This is a genomic window from Streptomyces sp. Root1304, assembly GCF_001426405.1.
Lineage (GTDB): Bacteria > Actinomycetota > Actinomycetes > Streptomycetales > Streptomycetaceae > Streptomyces.
This window is the reverse complement of the sequence record NZ_LMEP01000025.1, coordinates 431159-447114: the sequence shown is the minus strand read 5'-3', so window position 1 is coordinate 447114 and position 15956 is coordinate 431159. Positions and strand designations below refer to the sequence as shown.

Sequence of the window (15956 nt, the reverse complement as noted above, 5' to 3'; positions counted from 1 at the left end):
CCTGTCTCTCCGGGGGCTTTGCGAGCAGCGCACCAGTCTAGGTGCTGTCGCCCAAGTCCCGCCTGGGCGGCGACGACCGGCCCCGCGTCCCCGCCGGGCGCCGTCCGCGGAGGGGGCGTACGGGAGGACGAGCGCCCCGCGCATATGCGTGTACGCCCCCGCAGCGTGACCCAACTCCCGGTGGCGCGTTGGTCAAGAGAGATTGACCGAATCGGGTCGCTGTTCCCCCCAGCGGCCCTTCCCCTTAAACGCCGGTTCGAGAGGCTTTCACATGGCCGACCACGCAACCCACGACGCCCAGGCTCGGGCGAGTCTGCACCTGTTGGTGCGGGACATCGAGCGGGTCCGGCGGCAGGTGGACGCACTGCGCACGCTCACGGCCCAGCTGGGCAATGTCTACCGTCCTCGCCGCTCCGGCCCCTCGACGGGCTTCGTCGTCTACGGGCGGGCCCCCGCCCCGACCGTACGTCTCGCCCAGGAGCTCCGGGACAGCGTCGAGACCCTGGTGACCGCCGCGGTCGACTTCGACCGTTCGCTCGGCTTCTCCTGGGACGCCGTGGGCTCCGCGCTCGGCGTCACCAAGCAAGCCGTCCACCGCCGCTACGGCTCCCGGCGCGCACCCCAGCCGGGTGCCGCCGTCGAGCAGGAACCGATCGTGGAGCCGGGTACGACGACCCGTACGCTCCCCACGGTCCCCGCCGCCCGTTCGATGCCCCCGCAGCCCACCTCGGGCAGCGCGTCCCTGCGCGAGGAGCCCCGCCCGACGGCCTTCCCGGGCCCCCGCAACGGCTGACGCCCGGGCCTCCGGGGACCTACGGAGCTCCGAGGGCCGCCCGCCCCCGGCGGCGTACGGAACCCAAGGGCCGCCCCGCCTCCCCGGGGACTACGGAGATCCGTGACCACCCGCCCTCCGGGGACGTACGGGAATCCGAAGGCCGCCCGCCCCTCCCTGGGGCGGGCGGCCTTCCCGTGCGCGGGCCCGTCAGCCGATGTCCGGCGGATCGACCCTGATCCGCACCGGGTCCCCGCCGCCCCGCGCGAGCCGTCCCGCGCGCGCCTGCTTCAGGGCCGCCGCCAGGGCCGCGCCGCTGCCCGGCGGGACCCTGACCAGGGCCCGGTCCCACTGCTCGCCGGGCGGCGGGTCGCCGGGTCTGCGCGGACCGCCGGGGCGCACGACGGGCAGCGGCACCGGACCGAGTACCTCCGCGTCCCCGGGCAGCCCGGCCCCCGCGAGGAAGCTCTCGACGGCCTCCGGAGGGCCGCTCACCGCGGCCATCCGGGAGACCGGCGGGAAGCCCAGCTCGGCCCGCTCGGCCAGCTCCCGCTGGGCGTGTCCGACCGGGTCCCAGCGGACCAGGGCCTGGACCGGCCGGAGCGTCGGCTCGGCCACCACGACGACCGTGCCGCCCTCGGGCTGGCCCCGTACCAGCGAGGCCGCGTCGATCCAGCGGCGCAGCGCCTCCTCGCCGGCCCGCAGGTCGGGCCGGCCGAGCATGGCCCAGCCGTCGAGGAGCAGGGCCGCCGCGTAGCCGCCCTCGGCGACGGGCTCGGCGCCGGGCGTGGACACGACGAGGGCGGGCCGTCCGGGCACGCTGTCCAGGACGTGGTCGCGGCCCGAGGTGCGGACCGGCACCGCCGGGAACGCCCGGCCCAGTTCCTCGGCCGTCCGCCGGGCGCCGACCACCTGGGCCCGCAGCCGGTTCGAGCCGCACTCCACGCAGTGCCAGTCGGGGGCGCCGCGTCCGCACCAGCCGCAGCGCAGTTCCTGCTGTTCGGGGGCCTCCAGGGGGCCGGCGCAGTGGCGGCAGCGGGCGGGCGTCCGGCAGCGCTCGCAGGCCAGCCTCGGCACGTATCCCCGGCGGGGCACCTGCACCAGGACCGGACCGGTCTTCAGTCCCTCCCTGACGGCCTGCCAGGCGAGGGAGGGCAGCCGGGCGGCGCGCGCGGCCTCGTCGCGGGCCAGTTCGCCGTCGCCGACGGTCCTGATCAGCGGGGCGGCCCTGCGGACCTGCTCGCGTCCGGCGCCGATCGGCCCGGCCCAGCCGGACTCGACGAGCTGGGCGGCCTCGACGGTGCAGCTGGTGCTGCCGAGGAGGAAGGCGCACCGGTCGTGGGCGGCGCGGAGCAGCAGCACGTCGCGCGCGTGGGGCTGTGGGGCGTGCGGTTCGCTGTGGCTGCCGTCGCCGTCGTCCCAGATGACGGCGAGTCCGAGGTCGCGGACGGGTGCGAACATCGCGGCCCGGGTGCCGACGACGGCCCGCACCGCACCGCGCCGCACCGCGAGCCACTGCGCGTACCGCTTCTCGGGGCCCGCCTCGGCGGTGAGCAGCGCGTGCCGCCCCTCCCCCAGGACCGAGGTGAGCGCGGCGTCGACGCGGCCCGCCGCCCGTCCGTCCGGTACGACGACGAGCGCGCCCCGGCCGGAGGCGAGGGCCGCGGCGACGGCGCGGGCGATCTCCTCCGCCCAGTACGGCCCCGGAAGCGCGTTCCACACGGCCCGGGGTGCCCCGCCGCGGGCGAGCGACTCCAGGAACGCCGGCCCCCGCTCGTACCGTGTCCAGGTCCCCGGTTCCGGCGCGGCCGGCGGCGGCAGCGGTGCGGGCGAGGGGCGGCCCTCGGCGCGGGCGCTGCGCGGCGGGACGGCGAGCTGGAGGACGTCGGCGAGGCTTCCGGCGTACCGGTCGGCGACGGCGCGGGCGAGACCGAGCAGCTCGGGGCCGAGGACGGGCTCGGGCGAGACGACGTCGGCGAGCGCGGCCAGCGGACCGGAGTAGTCGGAGGCGGCCAGGCGCTCGACGAGGAACCCGTCGATGAGCCGGCCGCCCTCGCGCCGCCCGTTCTTGACCTGGTGCGATCCGGCGCCGAAGCGCACCCGGACCCGCACCCCCGGCTGTGCGGCCCCGTCCAGTTCCTCGGGCACGGCGTAGTCGAAGAACTGGTCGAGGTGGAGCGCCCCCTTGTTCACGACGACCCGCGCCACGGGCAGCTCCTTGGCCAGCGCGGCACCCCGCCAGGTCCGCGGCTTGGCCCGCGGCACCTTCGCCTTCCGCACGGTCTCCCGGATGAGCGCGAGCTGCTCGGGCTCCCCGGGCGCGTCGGCCTTCTCGTTCTCGCTGCTCACAGCCCCATACCTACCAGACGCCACCGACAGCCGGGCACGGCCGAAGCCCGGCACCCCCTCGCGGGATGCCGGGCTTCGGTCGCGTACGCGCGATTACAGGCCCGCGGCCTGCCTCAGGGCGTCCACGCGGTCGGTGCGCTCCCAGGTGAAGTCCGGCAGCTCACGGCCGAAGTGGCCGTAGGCGGCGGTCTGGGAGTAGATCGGGCGGAGCAGGTCGAGGTCGCGGATGATCGCGGCCGGGCGGAGGTCGAAGACCTCGGCGATGGCGTTCTCGATCTTCTCGTTGTCGACGGTGTTGGTGCCGAAGGTCTCGACGAAGAGACCGACGGGCTCGGCCTTGCCGATCGCGTAGGCGACCTGGACCTCGCAGCGCGAGGCGAGGCCCGCGGCGACGACGTTCTTGGCGACCCAGCGCATGGCGTAGGCGGCCGAGCGGTCGACCTTCGACGGGTCCTTGCCGGAGAAGGCGCCGCCACCGTGGCGGGCCATGCCGCCGTAGGTGTCGATGATGATCTTGCGGCCGGTGAGGCCGGCGTCGCCCATCGGGCCACCGATCTCGAAGCGGCCGGTCGGGTTCACCAGGAGGCGGTAGCCGTCGGTGTCGAGCTTGATGCCGTCCTCGACGAGCTGCTTGAGCACGTGCTCGACGACGAACTCGCGGATGTCGGGCGCGAGCAGCGACTCCAGGTCGATGTCGGAGGCGTGCTGCGAGGAGACGACGACCGTGTCGAGGCGGACGGCCTTGTCGCCGTCGTACTCGATGGTGACCTGGGTCTTGCCGTCGGGGCGCAGGTACGGGATGGTCCCGTTCTTGCGGACCTCGGTGAGGCGACGGGAGAGCCGGTGCGCGATGTGGATCGGCAGCGGCATCAGCTCGGGGGTCTCGTCCGAGGCGTAGCCGAACATCAGCCCCTGGTCGCCGGCACCCTGCTTGTCGAGCTCGTCCTCGTCGCCCTCGACCCGCTTCTCGTACGCGGTGTCCACGCCCTGGGCGATGTCCGGGGACTGAGATCCGATGGACACCGACACGCCGCAGGAGGCGCCGTCGAAGCCCTTCTTCGAGGAGTCGTAGCCGATCTCGAGGATCTTGTTCCGGACGAGGGTCGGGATGTCCGCCCACGCCTTGGTGGTCACCTCACCGGCGACGTGCACGAGGCCGGTGGTGATCAGCGTCTCGACGGCGACGCGGGAGGTGGGGTCCTCCCGCAGCAGTGCGTCGAGGATGGTGTCGCTGATCTGGTCAGCGATCTTGTCGGGGTGTCCCTCGGTGACGGACTCCGAGGTGAACAGACGACGGGACACAACGCTCCCTGGGGTTGCAGCGGCTGCTGGCTGTTCGTTGAGCGGACCGGCAGGGGGCTGCGCCCCAAGACGTTCCGCGGACAGTCTATCGGTCGTGGTCGGGGGATGGACCAGGTGTCTCGCCTGGCGAATGCCCCGCGAGGGTGAATCCCGCCCCGTCACAGGGAGTCCGTCCCCCGATGGGGCGCACATCACACCCGCCCCACGGGGTTCATGCTCCGCGCGGGGCGCGATGTGTCAGGTCGTGGCGCGCAGCCGCGGCAGGACCAGGTCCCAGACCGTCTCGGCCAGGGCTTCCTTCGGACCGTACGGTACGGGGGTCTCGGCGCCGTCCGAGGCGAGGACCACGGCCTCGTTCTCCTCGGAGCCGAAGGTCTTGCGCTCCCCCACCTCGTTGACGACGAGCAGGTCGCAGCCCTTGCGGCGGAGCTTCTCGCGGCCGTTGGCGAGGACGTCGTCGGTCTCGGCGGCGAAGCCGACGACCACCTGTCCGGGCAGGGCGCGCTCGGCGGCCAGCTCGGCGAGGATGTCGGGGTTGCGGACCAGTTCGACGGTGGGCGCGCCGCCGTCGTCCTTCTTCTTGATCTTCCCCGCGGCGTAGACGGCGGGCCGGAAGTCGGCGACGGCGGCGGCCATCACGACCGCGTCGGCGTCGGCGACCGCCTTGAGGACGGCCTCGCGGAGCTGGAGGGCGGTGCCGACGTGGACGACGTCGACGCCCGCCGGGTCGGGGATGCCGGTGTTGGCCTCGACGAGGGTGACCCGGGCGCCCCGGGCGGCGGCGGCCCTGGCGAGGGCGTACCCCTGCTTCCCGGAGGAGCGGTTGCCCAGGTAGCGGACCGGGTCCAGCGGCTCGCGGGTGCCGCCGGCGCTGACCACGACATGGCGTCCGGCGAGGTCGGGGGCGGCGGCGCCCCGGCTCAGCACCCGTCGGCAGACCTCGAAGATCTCGCCGGGGTCGGGCAGCCGGCCCTTGCCGGTGTCGACGCCGGTGAGCCGGCCGACGGCCGGCTCGATGACGACGGCGCCGCGGCGGCGCAGGGTCGCCACGTTCTCCTGGGTCGCCGGGTGCTCCCACATCTCGGTGTGCATGGCGGGGGCGAAGACGACGGGACAGCGGGCGGTGAGCAGGGTGTTGGTGAGCAGGTCGTCGGCGAGGCCGTGGGCGGCCTTGGCCAGCATGTCGGCGGTGGCGGGGGCGACGACGACGAGGTCGGCGCCCTGGCCGATGCGGACGTGCGGGACCTCGTGGACGGAGTCCCACACCTCGGTCGAGACGGGGTGGCCGGAGAGCGCGGACCAGGTGGCCGCTCCGACGAAGTGGAGGGCGGAGTCGGTGGGCACGACGCGGACGTCGTGGCCCGACTCGGTGAGCCGGCGCAGCAGCTCGCACGCCTTGTAGGCGGCGATGCCCCCGCTGACCCCCAGGACGACCTTCGGCTTGGCTGCTGCGCCCACTGCTGCTCCCCGCGCTCGGATGCGTACGACTTTCCATGAGACACCACAGGCCCGGCGGATGTTCCGCCGGGCCTGTGGTGACGAACGTTCGACGTGCCTTACTGAGCCGGGCCCTCGATGGCCTCCGACGTCAGCAGACCCGCGTTGATCTCGCGCAGCGCGATCGAGAGCGGCTTCTCGTGGACGTGGGTGTCGACGAGCGGACCCACGTACTCCAGCAGGCCCTCGCCGAGCTGGGAGTAGTACGCGTTGATCTGGCGGGCGCGCTTGGCGGCGTAGATCACGAGGCTGTACTTCGAGTCCGTGGCCTCGAGAAGCTCGTCGATCGGCGGGTTGATGATGCCCTCGGGCGCGGTCATCGAAGAGGACACGCTCTACCTTCCGAAGATGGAAAAAGAATCAGACTACGTTCATCAACGTTAGCAGCTCACGTGCGACGTCCTCGACGGAGGTGTTGACAAGCGTGGTGTCGAACTCCGACTCGGCGGCCAGCTCGACCTTCGCGGCGGCGAGACGGCGCTCGATGACCTCGGGCGACTCGGTGCCGCGGCCGGTGAGCCGGCGGACCAGCTCGTCCCAGCTCGGCGGGGCCAGGAAGACCAGCTGGGACTCGGACATCGAGTCCTTCACCTGGCGGGCGCCCTGGAGGTCGATCTCCAGGAGGACGGGCTCCCCGGAGTCGAGTCGGTCGAGGACCGCGCCGCGCGGGGTGCCGTAGCGGTTGCCCGCGAACTCGGCCCATTCGAGGAGTTCACCGTTGGCGATCAGCTTGTCGAACTCGTCGTCCGTCACGAAGAAGTAGTGGACGCCGTGCTTCTCGCCGGGGCGGGGCTTCCGTGTCGTCGCCGACACCGAGAGCCAGACCTCGGGGTGGACCTTGCGCATATGAGCGACGACCGTGCTCTTGCCGACCCCTGAGGGGCCGGAGAGCACGGTCAGCCGCGGACGTACCTCTGCTGCCATGCAGCGATTATTCCAGCTCCACCGGTGTGCCCGGGACGCGTGTCCCGGATCCGGGGGCCGGACCGGCGCCGGATCAGGCGCCGGTGCTGCCGAACTCGCGCTCCAGGGAGGCGATCTGGTTGGACCCGAGACCGCGCACACGACGGCTCTCGGAGATGCCGAGGCGCTCCATGATCTGCTTGGCGCGGACCTTGCCCACGCCGGGCAGCGACTCCAGCAGCGCGGAGACCTTCATCTTGCCGATGACGTCGTTCTCCTGCCCGGTCTTGATGACCTCGTGGAGCGAGGCGCCGGAGTGCTTGAGTCGATTCTTGACCTCGGCCCGCTCCCGGCGAGCCGCGGCGGCCTTTTCGAGCGCGGCTGCGCGCTGTTCAGGGGTAAGGGGCGGAAGAGCCACGCCTACGTCACCTCGGATGTCGATCTGTCGGATACGGACCGGTGAGGAACCCAGCGCCCCACACCAGTGGAGCAACGTTCAACGGAGTGGCCGTTGAACGCCTGCTCTGCCCCGGAGACTAGCGGCCGAGGCCGCTCCAGTCAGCGAGAACAGCGGAAAAGTCCTGGTCAGCATCGACCGACCAGGACTTTTCCGGCATATCGACCCTGTTTTGAGCCAAGTTTTCGTCAAGGAGTGAGACGGCCCGGTGAGACGCCTCGTCTCACCGGGCCGAAACACCCCGGACATCACACCCCGTCCGCTCCCACCTGCGGATTGACCGGGGAGCCGGGCGGAGGCCCTTCAGCCGCCGACCGCGACCCGGATCTCGTCCGCGTACCGGAGGGCGGAGTCCCGCAGAGCGGCCGCGTCCGGACCGTGCCGCAGAACTCCCCGACTGACGTTCGGGACGACGTTGCGGACCGCCGCGCCGAAGACGGCGGGGAGGTCGGCCGGGGTCGCGCCCTGCGCGCCGATGCCGGGCGCGAGGAGCGGGCCGTTGATGTCCAGGTCGAACGAGGACAGGTCGCCGAGGGTGGCGCCCACGACCGCGCCGAAGGAGCCCATCGGGGTCTCCCCCGCGTTCTCCTCGGCGAGGTGGGCGAGCATCGTCGCGCCGATGGTGCGCCCGGCGGGGTCGTCGGTACGCACCGCCCGCTGGACCTCCGCGCCCTCCGGGTTGGAGGTGAGGGCCAGCACGAAGAGCCCGGCGCCGGACTCGCGGGCCAGGTCGACGGCCGGCTTCAGGGAGCCGTAGCCGAGGTACGGCGAGACCGTGAGCGCGTCGGAGAAGAGCGGCGAGTCCTTGCGCAGGAAGGCCTCCGCGTACGCCGCCATCGTGGAGCCGATGTCGCCGCGCTTGGCGTCCATGACGACCAGGCCGCCGGCCGCGCGCAGATCGGCGGTGGCGCGCTCCAGGACGGCGATGCCGCGCGAGCCGAAGCGCTCGAAGAAGGCGGCCTGCGGCTTGAAGACGGCGACGGTGTCGGCGAGCGCCTCCACGACCGTGAAGGTGAACCGCTCCAGGCCGGCGATGTCGTCGTTCAGGCCCCAGGAGTCGAGCAGGGCGGCGTGCGGGTCGATGCCGACGCAGAGCGGGCCGCGCTCGTCCATGGCGGAGCGCAGTCGGGTGCCGAATGTCAGGGGCCGCCCGGAGGGCGTCGATGAGGGGCGGTGGTCGGGCGACGGGAGGGCGGTCACTGGGCGGCCTTTCGGGTGTCGGCGCCGATCGCCTCGGCGAGGGTGGCGTACGGGGAGGCGGCGAGGCGCGCGGCGAGGCCCTTGTGGATCGCGCGGGCGTAGAACGGGCCCTCGTAGATGAAGGCGCTGTAGCCCTGGATCAGGGTGGCACCGGCGAGGATGCGCTGCCAGGCGTCCTCGGCGTTCTCGATGCCGCCGACGCCCACCAGGACCAGACGGTCGCCCACGCGCGCGTGGAGCCGCCTCAGGACCGCGAGGGAGCGCTCCTTGACGGGCGCGCCGGACAGCCCGCCGGTCTCCTTGACCAGCGCCGGGTCGGACTTCAGGCCGAGGCCCTCGCGCGCGATGGTGGTGTTGGTGGCGATGATGCCGTCGAGACCGAGCTCCAGAGCCAGGTCGGCGACCGCGTCGACGTCCTCGTCGGCCAGGTCGGGGGCGATCTTCACGAGCAGCGGGACCCGGCGGTCGGTGACCGTGCGGTCGGCGGCCTCGCGCACGGCCGTCAGGAGCGGGCGCAGGGACTCGGTGGCCTGGAGGTTGCGCAGCCCGGGGGTGTTCGGCGAGGAGACGTTCACGACCAGGTAGTCGGCGTGCGCGGCGAGGCGCTCGGTGGACTTCACGTAGTCGGCGGCGGCCTCGGCCTCGGGGACGACCTTGGTCTTGCCGATGTTGACGCCGACGGTGGTCCTGAAGACCGCCCTGCGGGCGCCCAGGCGCTCGGCGACGGCGGCGGAGCCCTCGTTGTTGAACCCCATGCGGTTGATCAGGGCGCGGTCCGGGACCAGCCGGAAGAGGCGCTTCTTGGGGTTGCCGGGCTGGGCCTCGCCGGTGACGGTGCCGATCTCGACGTGGTCGAAGCCGAGCATCGACATGCCGTCGATGGCGACGGCGTTCTTGTCGAAGCCGGCGGCGAGCCCGAAGGGGCCGTGCATCCGCAGGCCGAGGGCCTCGGTGCGCAGCTCCTTGTAGCGGGGCGCGAGGGCGGCGGCGACGAAGGTCCGCAGGACGGGGGTCCGGGCGGCGAGGCGGATCCAGCGGAAGGCCAGGTAGTGGGCCTGCTCGGGGTCCATCCGCTTGAAGACCAGGTTGAAGAAGAACTTGTACATGCTGAGTGGCTCCAGGTCATGAAGAGGGGGACACCGCAGGTCCTGCCGGTGTCCCCCCTCTCCGTACGGGCTGCTAGTCGCGGGCCGCGGTCAGGTGCTCCGCGTGCTCCTGGAGCGAGCGGACGCCCACGTCGCCCCGGTTGAGCGCGTCGATGCCCTGGACGGCCGCGGCGAGCGCCTGGACCGTGGTGAGGCAGGGGACGCTGCGGGCCACCGCGGCCGTACGGATCTCGTAGCCGTCGAGGCGGCCACCGGTGCCGTACGGGGTGTTGACGATCAGGTCGACCTGGCCGTCGTGGATGAGCTGGACGATCGTCTTCTCGCCGTTCGGGCCCTCGCCCTCGCTCAGCTTGCGGACGACCGTGGCGTTGATGCCGTTGCGCTTGAGGACCTCGGCGGTGCCGGAGGTGGCGAGCAGCTCGAAGCCGTGGGCGACGAGCTCGCGGGCCGGGAAGATCATCGAGCGCTTGTCGCGGTTGGCGACCGAGATGAACGCGCGGCCCTGGGTGGGCAGCGGGCCGTAGGCGCCGGCCTGCGACTTGGCGTAGGCCGTGCCGAAGACCGCGTCGATGCCCATGACCTCGCCGGTGGAGCGCATCTCCGGGCCGAGGACGGTGTCGACGCCGCGGCCGTGCACGTCGCGGAAGCGCGACCACGGCATCACGGCCTCCTTGACGGAGATCGGCGCGTCGAGCGGCAGGGTGCCCCCGTCGCCGGTCCTCGGCAGCAGGCCCTCGGCGCGCAGCTCGGCGATGGTGGCGCCGAGCGAGATGCGCGCGGCGGCCTTCGCGAGCGGCACGGCGGTCGCCTTCGAGGTGAAGGGGACGGTCCGGGAGGCGCGCGGGTTGGCCTCCAGGACGTAGAGGATGTCGCCGGCCATCGCGAACTGGATGTTGATCAGGCCGCGCACGCCGACGCCCTTGGCGATGGCCTCGGTGGAGGCGCGCAGGCGCTTGATGTCGTAGCCGCCGAGGGTGATCGGGGGCAGGGCGCAGGCCGAGTCGCCGGAGTGGATGCCGGCCTCCTCGATGTGCTCCATGACGCCGCCGAGGTAGAGCTCGGTGCCGTCGTAGAGGGCGTCGACGTCGATCTCGATGGCGTCGTCGAGGAAGCGGTCGACCAGGACCGGCCGGGTGGGGCTGATCTCGGTGGACTCGGCGATGTAGGAGGACAGGCGGTCCTCGTCGTACACGATCTCCATGCCGCGGCCGCCGAGCACGTACGAGGGGCGTACGAGGACGGGGTAGCCGATCTCGTCGGCGATGGCCTTGGCGCCGGCGAAGGTGGTGGCGGTGCCGTGCTTGGGGGCGGGCAGGCCGGCCTCGGCGAGGACCTGGCCGAAGGCGCCGCGGTCCTCGGCGGCGTGGATGGCCTCCGGGGAGGTGCCGACGACCGGCACGCCGTTGTCCTTGAGCGCCTGCGACAGGCCCAGCGGGGTCTGGCCGCCGAGCTGGACGACGACACCGGCGACGGGGCCGGCCAGCGTCTCGGCGTGGACGATCTCCAGCACGTCCTCGAGCGTCAGCGGCTCGAAGTACAGGCGGTCGGAGGTGTCGTAGTCCGTGGACACGGTCTCCGGGTTGCAGTTGACCATCACGGTCTCGTAGCCGGCGTCGCTCAGGGCGAAGGAGGCGTGGACGCAGGAGTAGTCGAACTCGATGCCCTGGCCGATGCGGTTCGGGCCGGAGCCCAGGATGATCACCGCGGGCTTGGTGCGGGGCGCGACCTCGGTCTCCTCGTCGTACGAGGAGTAGAAGTACGGGGTCTTGGCGGCGAACTCGGCGGCGCAGGTGTCGACCGTCTTGTAGACCGGGCGGACGCCCAGGGCGTGCCGGACCTCGCGGACGACGTCCTCGCGCAGGCCGCGGATCTCGGCGATCTGGGCGTCGGAGAAGCCGTGGCGCTTGGCCTCGGCCAGGATCTCCGGGTGGAGCTTCTCGGCGGCGGCCAGCTCGTCGGCGATCTCCTTGATCAGGAACATCTGGTCGACGAACCAGGGGTCGATCTTCGTGGCGTCGAAGACCTCCTCCGGGGTGGCGCCGGCGCGGATGGCCTGCATGACGGTGTTGATGCGGCCGTCGGTCGGGCGGACCGCCTCGCGCAGCAGCTCGGCCTTGTCGCCGGTCTCGCCGACGAAGGTGAACTGCGAGCCCTTCTTCTCCAGGGAGCGCAGGGCCTTCTGGAGCGCCTCGGTGAAGTTGCGGCCGATCGCCATGGCCTCGCCGACCGACTTCATGGTCGTGGTCAGCGTGGAGTCGGCGGACGGGAACTTCTCGAAGGCGAAGCGCGGGGCCTTGACGACGACGTAGTCGAGCGTGGGCTCGAAGGACGCCGGGGTCTTCTCCGTGATGTCGTTCGGGATCTCGTCCAGCGTGTAGCCGACGGCGAGACGGGCCGCGATCTTGGCGATCGGGAAGCCGGTCGCCTTGGAGGCGAGCGCCGAGGAGCGGGAGACGCGCGGGTTCATCTCGATGACGATGATCCGGCCGTCGACCGGGTCGATCGCGAACTGGATGTTGCAGCCGCCGGTGTCGACGCCGACCTCGCGGATGATCGCGATGCCGATGTCGCGGAGGCGCTGGTACTCGCGGTCGGTGAGCGTCATCGCCGGGGCGACGGTGATCGAGTCGCCGGTGTGGACGCCCATCGGGTCGAAGTTCTCGATGGAGCAGACGACCACGACGTTGTCGTTCTTGTCGCGCATCAGCTCCAGCTCGTACTCCTTCCAGCCGAGGATGGACTCCTCCAGGAGGACCTCGGTGGTCGGCGAGAGGGTCAGGCCCTGGCCGGCGATGCGGCGCAGCTCCTCCTCGTCGTGGGCGAAGCCGGAGCCGGCGCCGCCCATGGTGAAGGAGGGGCGGACGACGACGGGGTAGCCGCCGAGCGTCTCGACGCCCTTGATGACGTCGTCCATGGAGTGGCAGATGACCGAGCGGGCGGACTCGCCGTAACCGATCTTGGCCTTGACGGCCTCGACGACGCCCTTGAAGAGGTCGCGGTCCTCGCCCTTGTTGATGGCCTCGACGTTGGCGCCGATGAGCTCGACGCCGTACTTCTCCAGGACGCCCTGCTCGTGCATGGAGATCGCGGTGTTCAGCGCGGTCTGGCCACCGAGGGTGGGCAGGAGGGCGTCGGGGCGCTCCTTGGCGATGATCTTCTCGACGAACTCGGGGGTGATCGGCTCGACGTACGTGGCGTCGGCGATCTCCGGGTCGGTCATGATCGTGGCCGGGTTGGAGTTGACCAGGATCACCCGCAGGCCCTCGGCCTTGAGGATGCGGCAGGCCTGGGTGCCGGAGTAGTCGAACTCGGCGGCCTGGCCGATGACGATCGGGCCGGAGCCGATGACCAGGACGGACTGGATATCGGTGCGCTTAGGCACGCTCGGCCTCCATGAGGGCTACGAAACGGTCGAAGAGGTACGCGGCGTCGTGCGGGCCCGCGGCCGCCTCGGGGTGGTACTGGACGGAGAAGGCCGGCTGGTCGAGCAGCTGGAGGCCTTCGACGACCTGGTCGTTCAGACAGACGTGGGAGACCTCGGCACGCCCGAAGGGGGTGTCGGAGACCTTGTCGAGGGGCGCGTCGACGGCGAAGCCGTGGTTGTGCGCGGTGACCTCGACCTTGCCGGTGGTGCGGTCCTGGACCGGCTGGTTGATGCCCCGGTGGCCGTACTTCAGCTTGTAGGTGCCGAAGCCGAGCGCGCGGCCGAGGATCTGGTTGCCGAAGCAGATGCCGAAGAGCGGCGTCTTCCGCTCCAGGACGGCCTTCATGACGGAGACGGGGCCGTCGGCGGTGGCCGGGTCGCCGGGGCCGTTGGAGAAGAACACTCCGTCGGGCTGGACGGCGTAGATGTCCTCGGCGGTGGCGGTGGCGGGGAGGACGTGGACCTCGATGCCGCGCTCGGCCATCCGGTGCGGGGTCATGCCCTTGATGCCGAGGTCGACGGCGGCGACGGTGAACTTCTTCGTGCCGATCGCGGGGACCACGTAGGTCTCCTTGGTGGCGACCTCCGCGGCGAGGTCCGCGCCCTTCATCTCGGGGGCCTGGCGGACCTCGGCGAGCATGGTGCCCTCGTCGGGGAGCGCGTTGCCGGAGAAGATGCCGACGCGCATGGCGCCGCTCTCGCGCAGGTGGCGGGTGAGGGCGCGGGTGTCGATGCCGGAGATGCCGACGACGCCCTGGTTCCGGAGCTCCTCGTCCAGCGAGCGCTGGGCGCGCCAGTTGGAGGAGACGCGTGCGGGGTCGCGGACGACGTAGCCGGAGACCCAGATGCGGCCGGACTCGGGGTCCTCGTCGTTGACGCCGGTGTTGCCGACGTGCGGGGCCGTCATGACCACGACCTGGCGGTGGTACGACGGGTCGGTGAGGGTCTCCTGGTAGCCGGTCATGCCGGTGGAGAACACGGCCTCGCCGAAGGTCTCCCCCACGGCCCCGTAGGCGCGACCGCGGAAGATGCGGCCGTCCTCCAGGACGAGTACGGCGGGAACCTTGCTGGTTCCCCGGGTGGAGGTCGTCATCGTGCGATGCCTTCCGTCGTGTTGATCATGGAGTTGATGGCCTCGACCCAGGCGGTGTGCTCGGCCGCCCGGTCGGAGCGGAAGCCGGAGTCGAGCAGCGTGTCGCCGTGCGCCCAGGTGACGATCAGCAGGCCGCCCTCGGCGAGGACCTTGCCCGCGATGCCCTTGTCGAGGCGGGCCTCGCGCAGGGCCTCGGCCGGGACGAAGAAGTCGTTCGCCCCGGGGCGTACGACCACGAGCCCGGCGTCGGTGAGCGTGAGCTCGACGCGGCTGCGGGCACCGAGGCCGTGGGCGACGATCCGGTCAAGCCACTGCCCGGCGGTCGTGGACCCGTGGTAGCGCCCGCTGAGAGTCAGTTTCGCCGCACCGGGCGTCGCGGGCGCGGTGGGGAGCTCGGGCAGGTCCGACTGGAGGCTGCCGCGCCACTTCCAGCCCTGGCGCATCAGCCAGTAGACGAAGGCGACGAAGAGCAGCAGTCCGGCGACCCAGCCGATCCGTCCGGCCCAGTCGGTCACCTCCGCCGACTTCTGATCGGCTGCCTCTGCGGCGATTGCGATGAGTGGTGTCACGCCAGCTTCCCGTCCACGACCGTTGCCCGGCCCCGCAGGAAGGTGTGGGTGACGCGTCCCGGCAGCTCACGGCCCTCGTAGGGCGTGTTGCGGCTGCGGGAGGCGAAGTCCGCGGGGTCCACGACACCACGGTAAGCCGGATCGACCAGCGTCAGGTTCGCGGGCTCACCAGCCGAGACGGGTCGTCCGTGGCCGGAGGCCCGTCCGATGCGGGCGGGGGCGAAGGACATCCGGTCGGCGAGGCCGGCCCAGTCGAGGAGGCCGGTCTCGACCATCGTCTGCTGGACGACGGAGAGCGCGGTCTCCAGGCCGACCATGCCCATGGCGGCGGCGGCCCACTCGCAGTCCTTGTCCTCGTGCGGGTGCGGGGCGTGGTCGGTGGCGACGATGTCGATCGTGCCGTCGGCCAGCGCCTCGCGGAGCGCGAGGACGTCCTTCTCGGTGCGCAGCGGCGGGTTGACCTTGTAGACCGGGTTGTACGAGCGGACCAGCTCGTCCGTGAGGAGGAGGTGGTGCGGGGTGACCTCGGCGGTGACGTCGATGCCGCGGGACTTGGCCCAGCGGACGATCTCGACGGAGCCGGCGGTGGAGAGGTGGCAGATGTGGACGCGGGAGCCGACGTGCTCGGCGAGGAGGACGTCGCGGGCGATGATCGACTCCTCGGCGACGGCCGGCCAGCCGCCGAGGCCCAGCTCGGCGGAGACGATGCCCTCGTTCATCTGGGCGCCCTCGGTGAGGCGGGGCTCCTGGGCGTGCTGGGCGACGACGCCGTCGAAGGCCTTCACGTACTCCAGGGCGCGGCGCATGATCACCGCGTCGTCGACGCACTTGCCGTCGTCGGAGAAGACGGTGACGCCGGCGGCGGAGTCGTGCATGGCGCCCAGCTCGGCGAGCTTCTTGCCCTCCAGGCCGACGGTGACGGCGCCGATGGGCTGCACGTCGCAGTAGCCGGACTCCTTGCCGAGCCGGTAGACCTGCTCGACGACACCGGCGGTGTCGGCGACCGGGTGGGTGTTGGCCATGGCGAAGACCGCGGTGTAGCCGCCGGAGGCGGCGGCGCGGGTGCCGGTGAGGACGGTCTCGGAGTCCTCGCGGCCGGGCTCGCGGAGGTGGGTGTGGAGGTCGACGAGGCCGGGCAGCAGGATCTGGCCGTCGGCCTCGATCACGGTGGCGCCCTCGGCGGAGAGGCCGGTACCGACCTCGGCGATGGTCTCGCCGTCGACGAGGACGTCCTGGACGTCGCCGCCGAGGACCTTCGCACCGCGGATAAGGATCTTGCTCATG

The 15956-nt window shown here is 72.1% G+C and carries 13 protein-coding genes; 1 reads left to right on the top strand and 12 read right to left on the bottom strand.

Features of this window, described 5'->3' with window-relative positions; all coding sequences use genetic code 11:
- Nucleotides 1-271: 271 nt before the first annotated feature.
- Nucleotides 272-793 carry a hypothetical protein gene (locus ASD33_RS28690; RefSeq protein ID WP_056566806.1) on the top strand — a complete coding sequence of 174 codons (522 nt, stop codon included), beginning with the start codon at nucleotides 272-274 and terminating at the stop codon, nucleotides 791-793.
- A gap of 189 nt (nucleotides 794-982) precedes the next feature.
- On the opposite strand, the gene ASD33_RS28685 is transcribed toward ASD33_RS28690, so the two are convergent.
- The 12 genes from ASD33_RS28685 to ASD33_RS28630 form a co-directional block, all read right to left on the bottom strand.
- Complete coding sequence (locus ASD33_RS28685; protein ID WP_056566803.1) at nucleotides 983-3121, bottom strand: primosomal protein N'; 2139 nt, start codon at nucleotides 3119-3121, stop codon at nucleotides 983-985.
- Between the two features lie 93 nt (nucleotides 3122-3214).
- Nucleotides 3215-4423 carry a methionine adenosyltransferase gene (metK, locus tag ASD33_RS28680; protein WP_056566800.1) on the bottom strand — a complete coding sequence of 403 codons (1209 nt, stop codon included), beginning with the start codon at nucleotides 4421-4423 and terminating at the stop codon, nucleotides 3215-3217.
- Nucleotides 4424-4660: 237 nt separating this feature from the next.
- Nucleotides 4661-5881: a bifunctional phosphopantothenoylcysteine decarboxylase/phosphopantothenate--cysteine ligase CoaBC gene (coaBC, locus tag ASD33_RS28675; RefSeq protein ID WP_056566798.1), complete on the bottom strand. Its 1221-nt coding sequence runs from the start codon at nucleotides 5879-5881 to the stop codon at nucleotides 4661-4663.
- Between the two features lie 98 nt (nucleotides 5882-5979).
- Nucleotides 5980-6252: a DNA-directed RNA polymerase subunit omega gene (rpoZ, locus tag ASD33_RS28670; RefSeq protein WP_017242218.1), complete on the bottom strand. Its 273-nt coding sequence runs from the start codon at nucleotides 6250-6252 to the stop codon at nucleotides 5980-5982.
- A 28-nt stretch (nucleotides 6253-6280) separates the two neighbouring features.
- The gene (gmk, locus tag ASD33_RS28665; RefSeq protein WP_063991998.1) at nucleotides 6281-6844 is read right to left on the bottom strand and encodes a guanylate kinase; all 564 of its coding nucleotides are present in this window, start codon (nucleotides 6842-6844) and stop codon (nucleotides 6281-6283) included.
- A gap of 73 nt (nucleotides 6845-6917) precedes the next feature.
- Entirely contained in the window at nucleotides 6918-7241 is a 324-nt protein-coding gene (locus tag ASD33_RS28660; protein ID WP_030204477.1) for an integration host factor, read from the bottom strand.
- Nucleotides 7242-7583: 342 nt separating this feature from the next.
- Nucleotides 7584-8423, bottom strand: a complete 840-nt coding sequence (pyrF, locus tag ASD33_RS28655; protein WP_079045085.1) for an orotidine-5'-phosphate decarboxylase — start codon at nucleotides 8421-8423, stop codon at nucleotides 7584-7586.
- A 53-nt stretch (nucleotides 8424-8476) separates the two neighbouring features.
- Nucleotides 8477-9586, bottom strand: a complete 1110-nt coding sequence (locus ASD33_RS28650; RefSeq protein WP_056566792.1) for a quinone-dependent dihydroorotate dehydrogenase — start codon at nucleotides 9584-9586, stop codon at nucleotides 8477-8479.
- 73 nt (nucleotides 9587-9659) lie between these two features.
- On the bottom strand, nucleotides 9660-12968 hold the full coding sequence (carB, locus tag ASD33_RS28645; RefSeq protein WP_056566789.1) for a carbamoyl-phosphate synthase large subunit: 3309 nt from the start codon (nucleotides 12966-12968) through the stop codon (nucleotides 9660-9662).
- Nucleotides 12961-14103 (bottom strand): glutamine-hydrolyzing carbamoyl-phosphate synthase small subunit, encoded by a 1143-nt coding sequence (carA, locus tag ASD33_RS28640; protein WP_056566786.1) that lies wholly within the window; start codon nucleotides 14101-14103, stop codon nucleotides 12961-12963. Before carA ends, carB begins: the two co-directional genes overlap by 8 nt.
- The gene (locus ASD33_RS28635; RefSeq protein ID WP_079045072.1) at nucleotides 14100-14672 is read right to left on the bottom strand and encodes a hypothetical protein; all 573 of its coding nucleotides are present in this window, start codon (nucleotides 14670-14672) and stop codon (nucleotides 14100-14102) included. The genes carA and ASD33_RS28635 overlap by 4 nt, the downstream gene beginning before the upstream one ends.
- Nucleotides 14669-15955 (bottom strand): dihydroorotase, encoded by a 1287-nt coding sequence (locus ASD33_RS28630; protein ID WP_056566780.1) that lies wholly within the window; start codon nucleotides 15953-15955, stop codon nucleotides 14669-14671. The genes ASD33_RS28635 and ASD33_RS28630 overlap by 4 nt, the downstream gene beginning before the upstream one ends.
- Between the last annotated feature and the right edge of the window lies 1 nt (nucleotide 15956).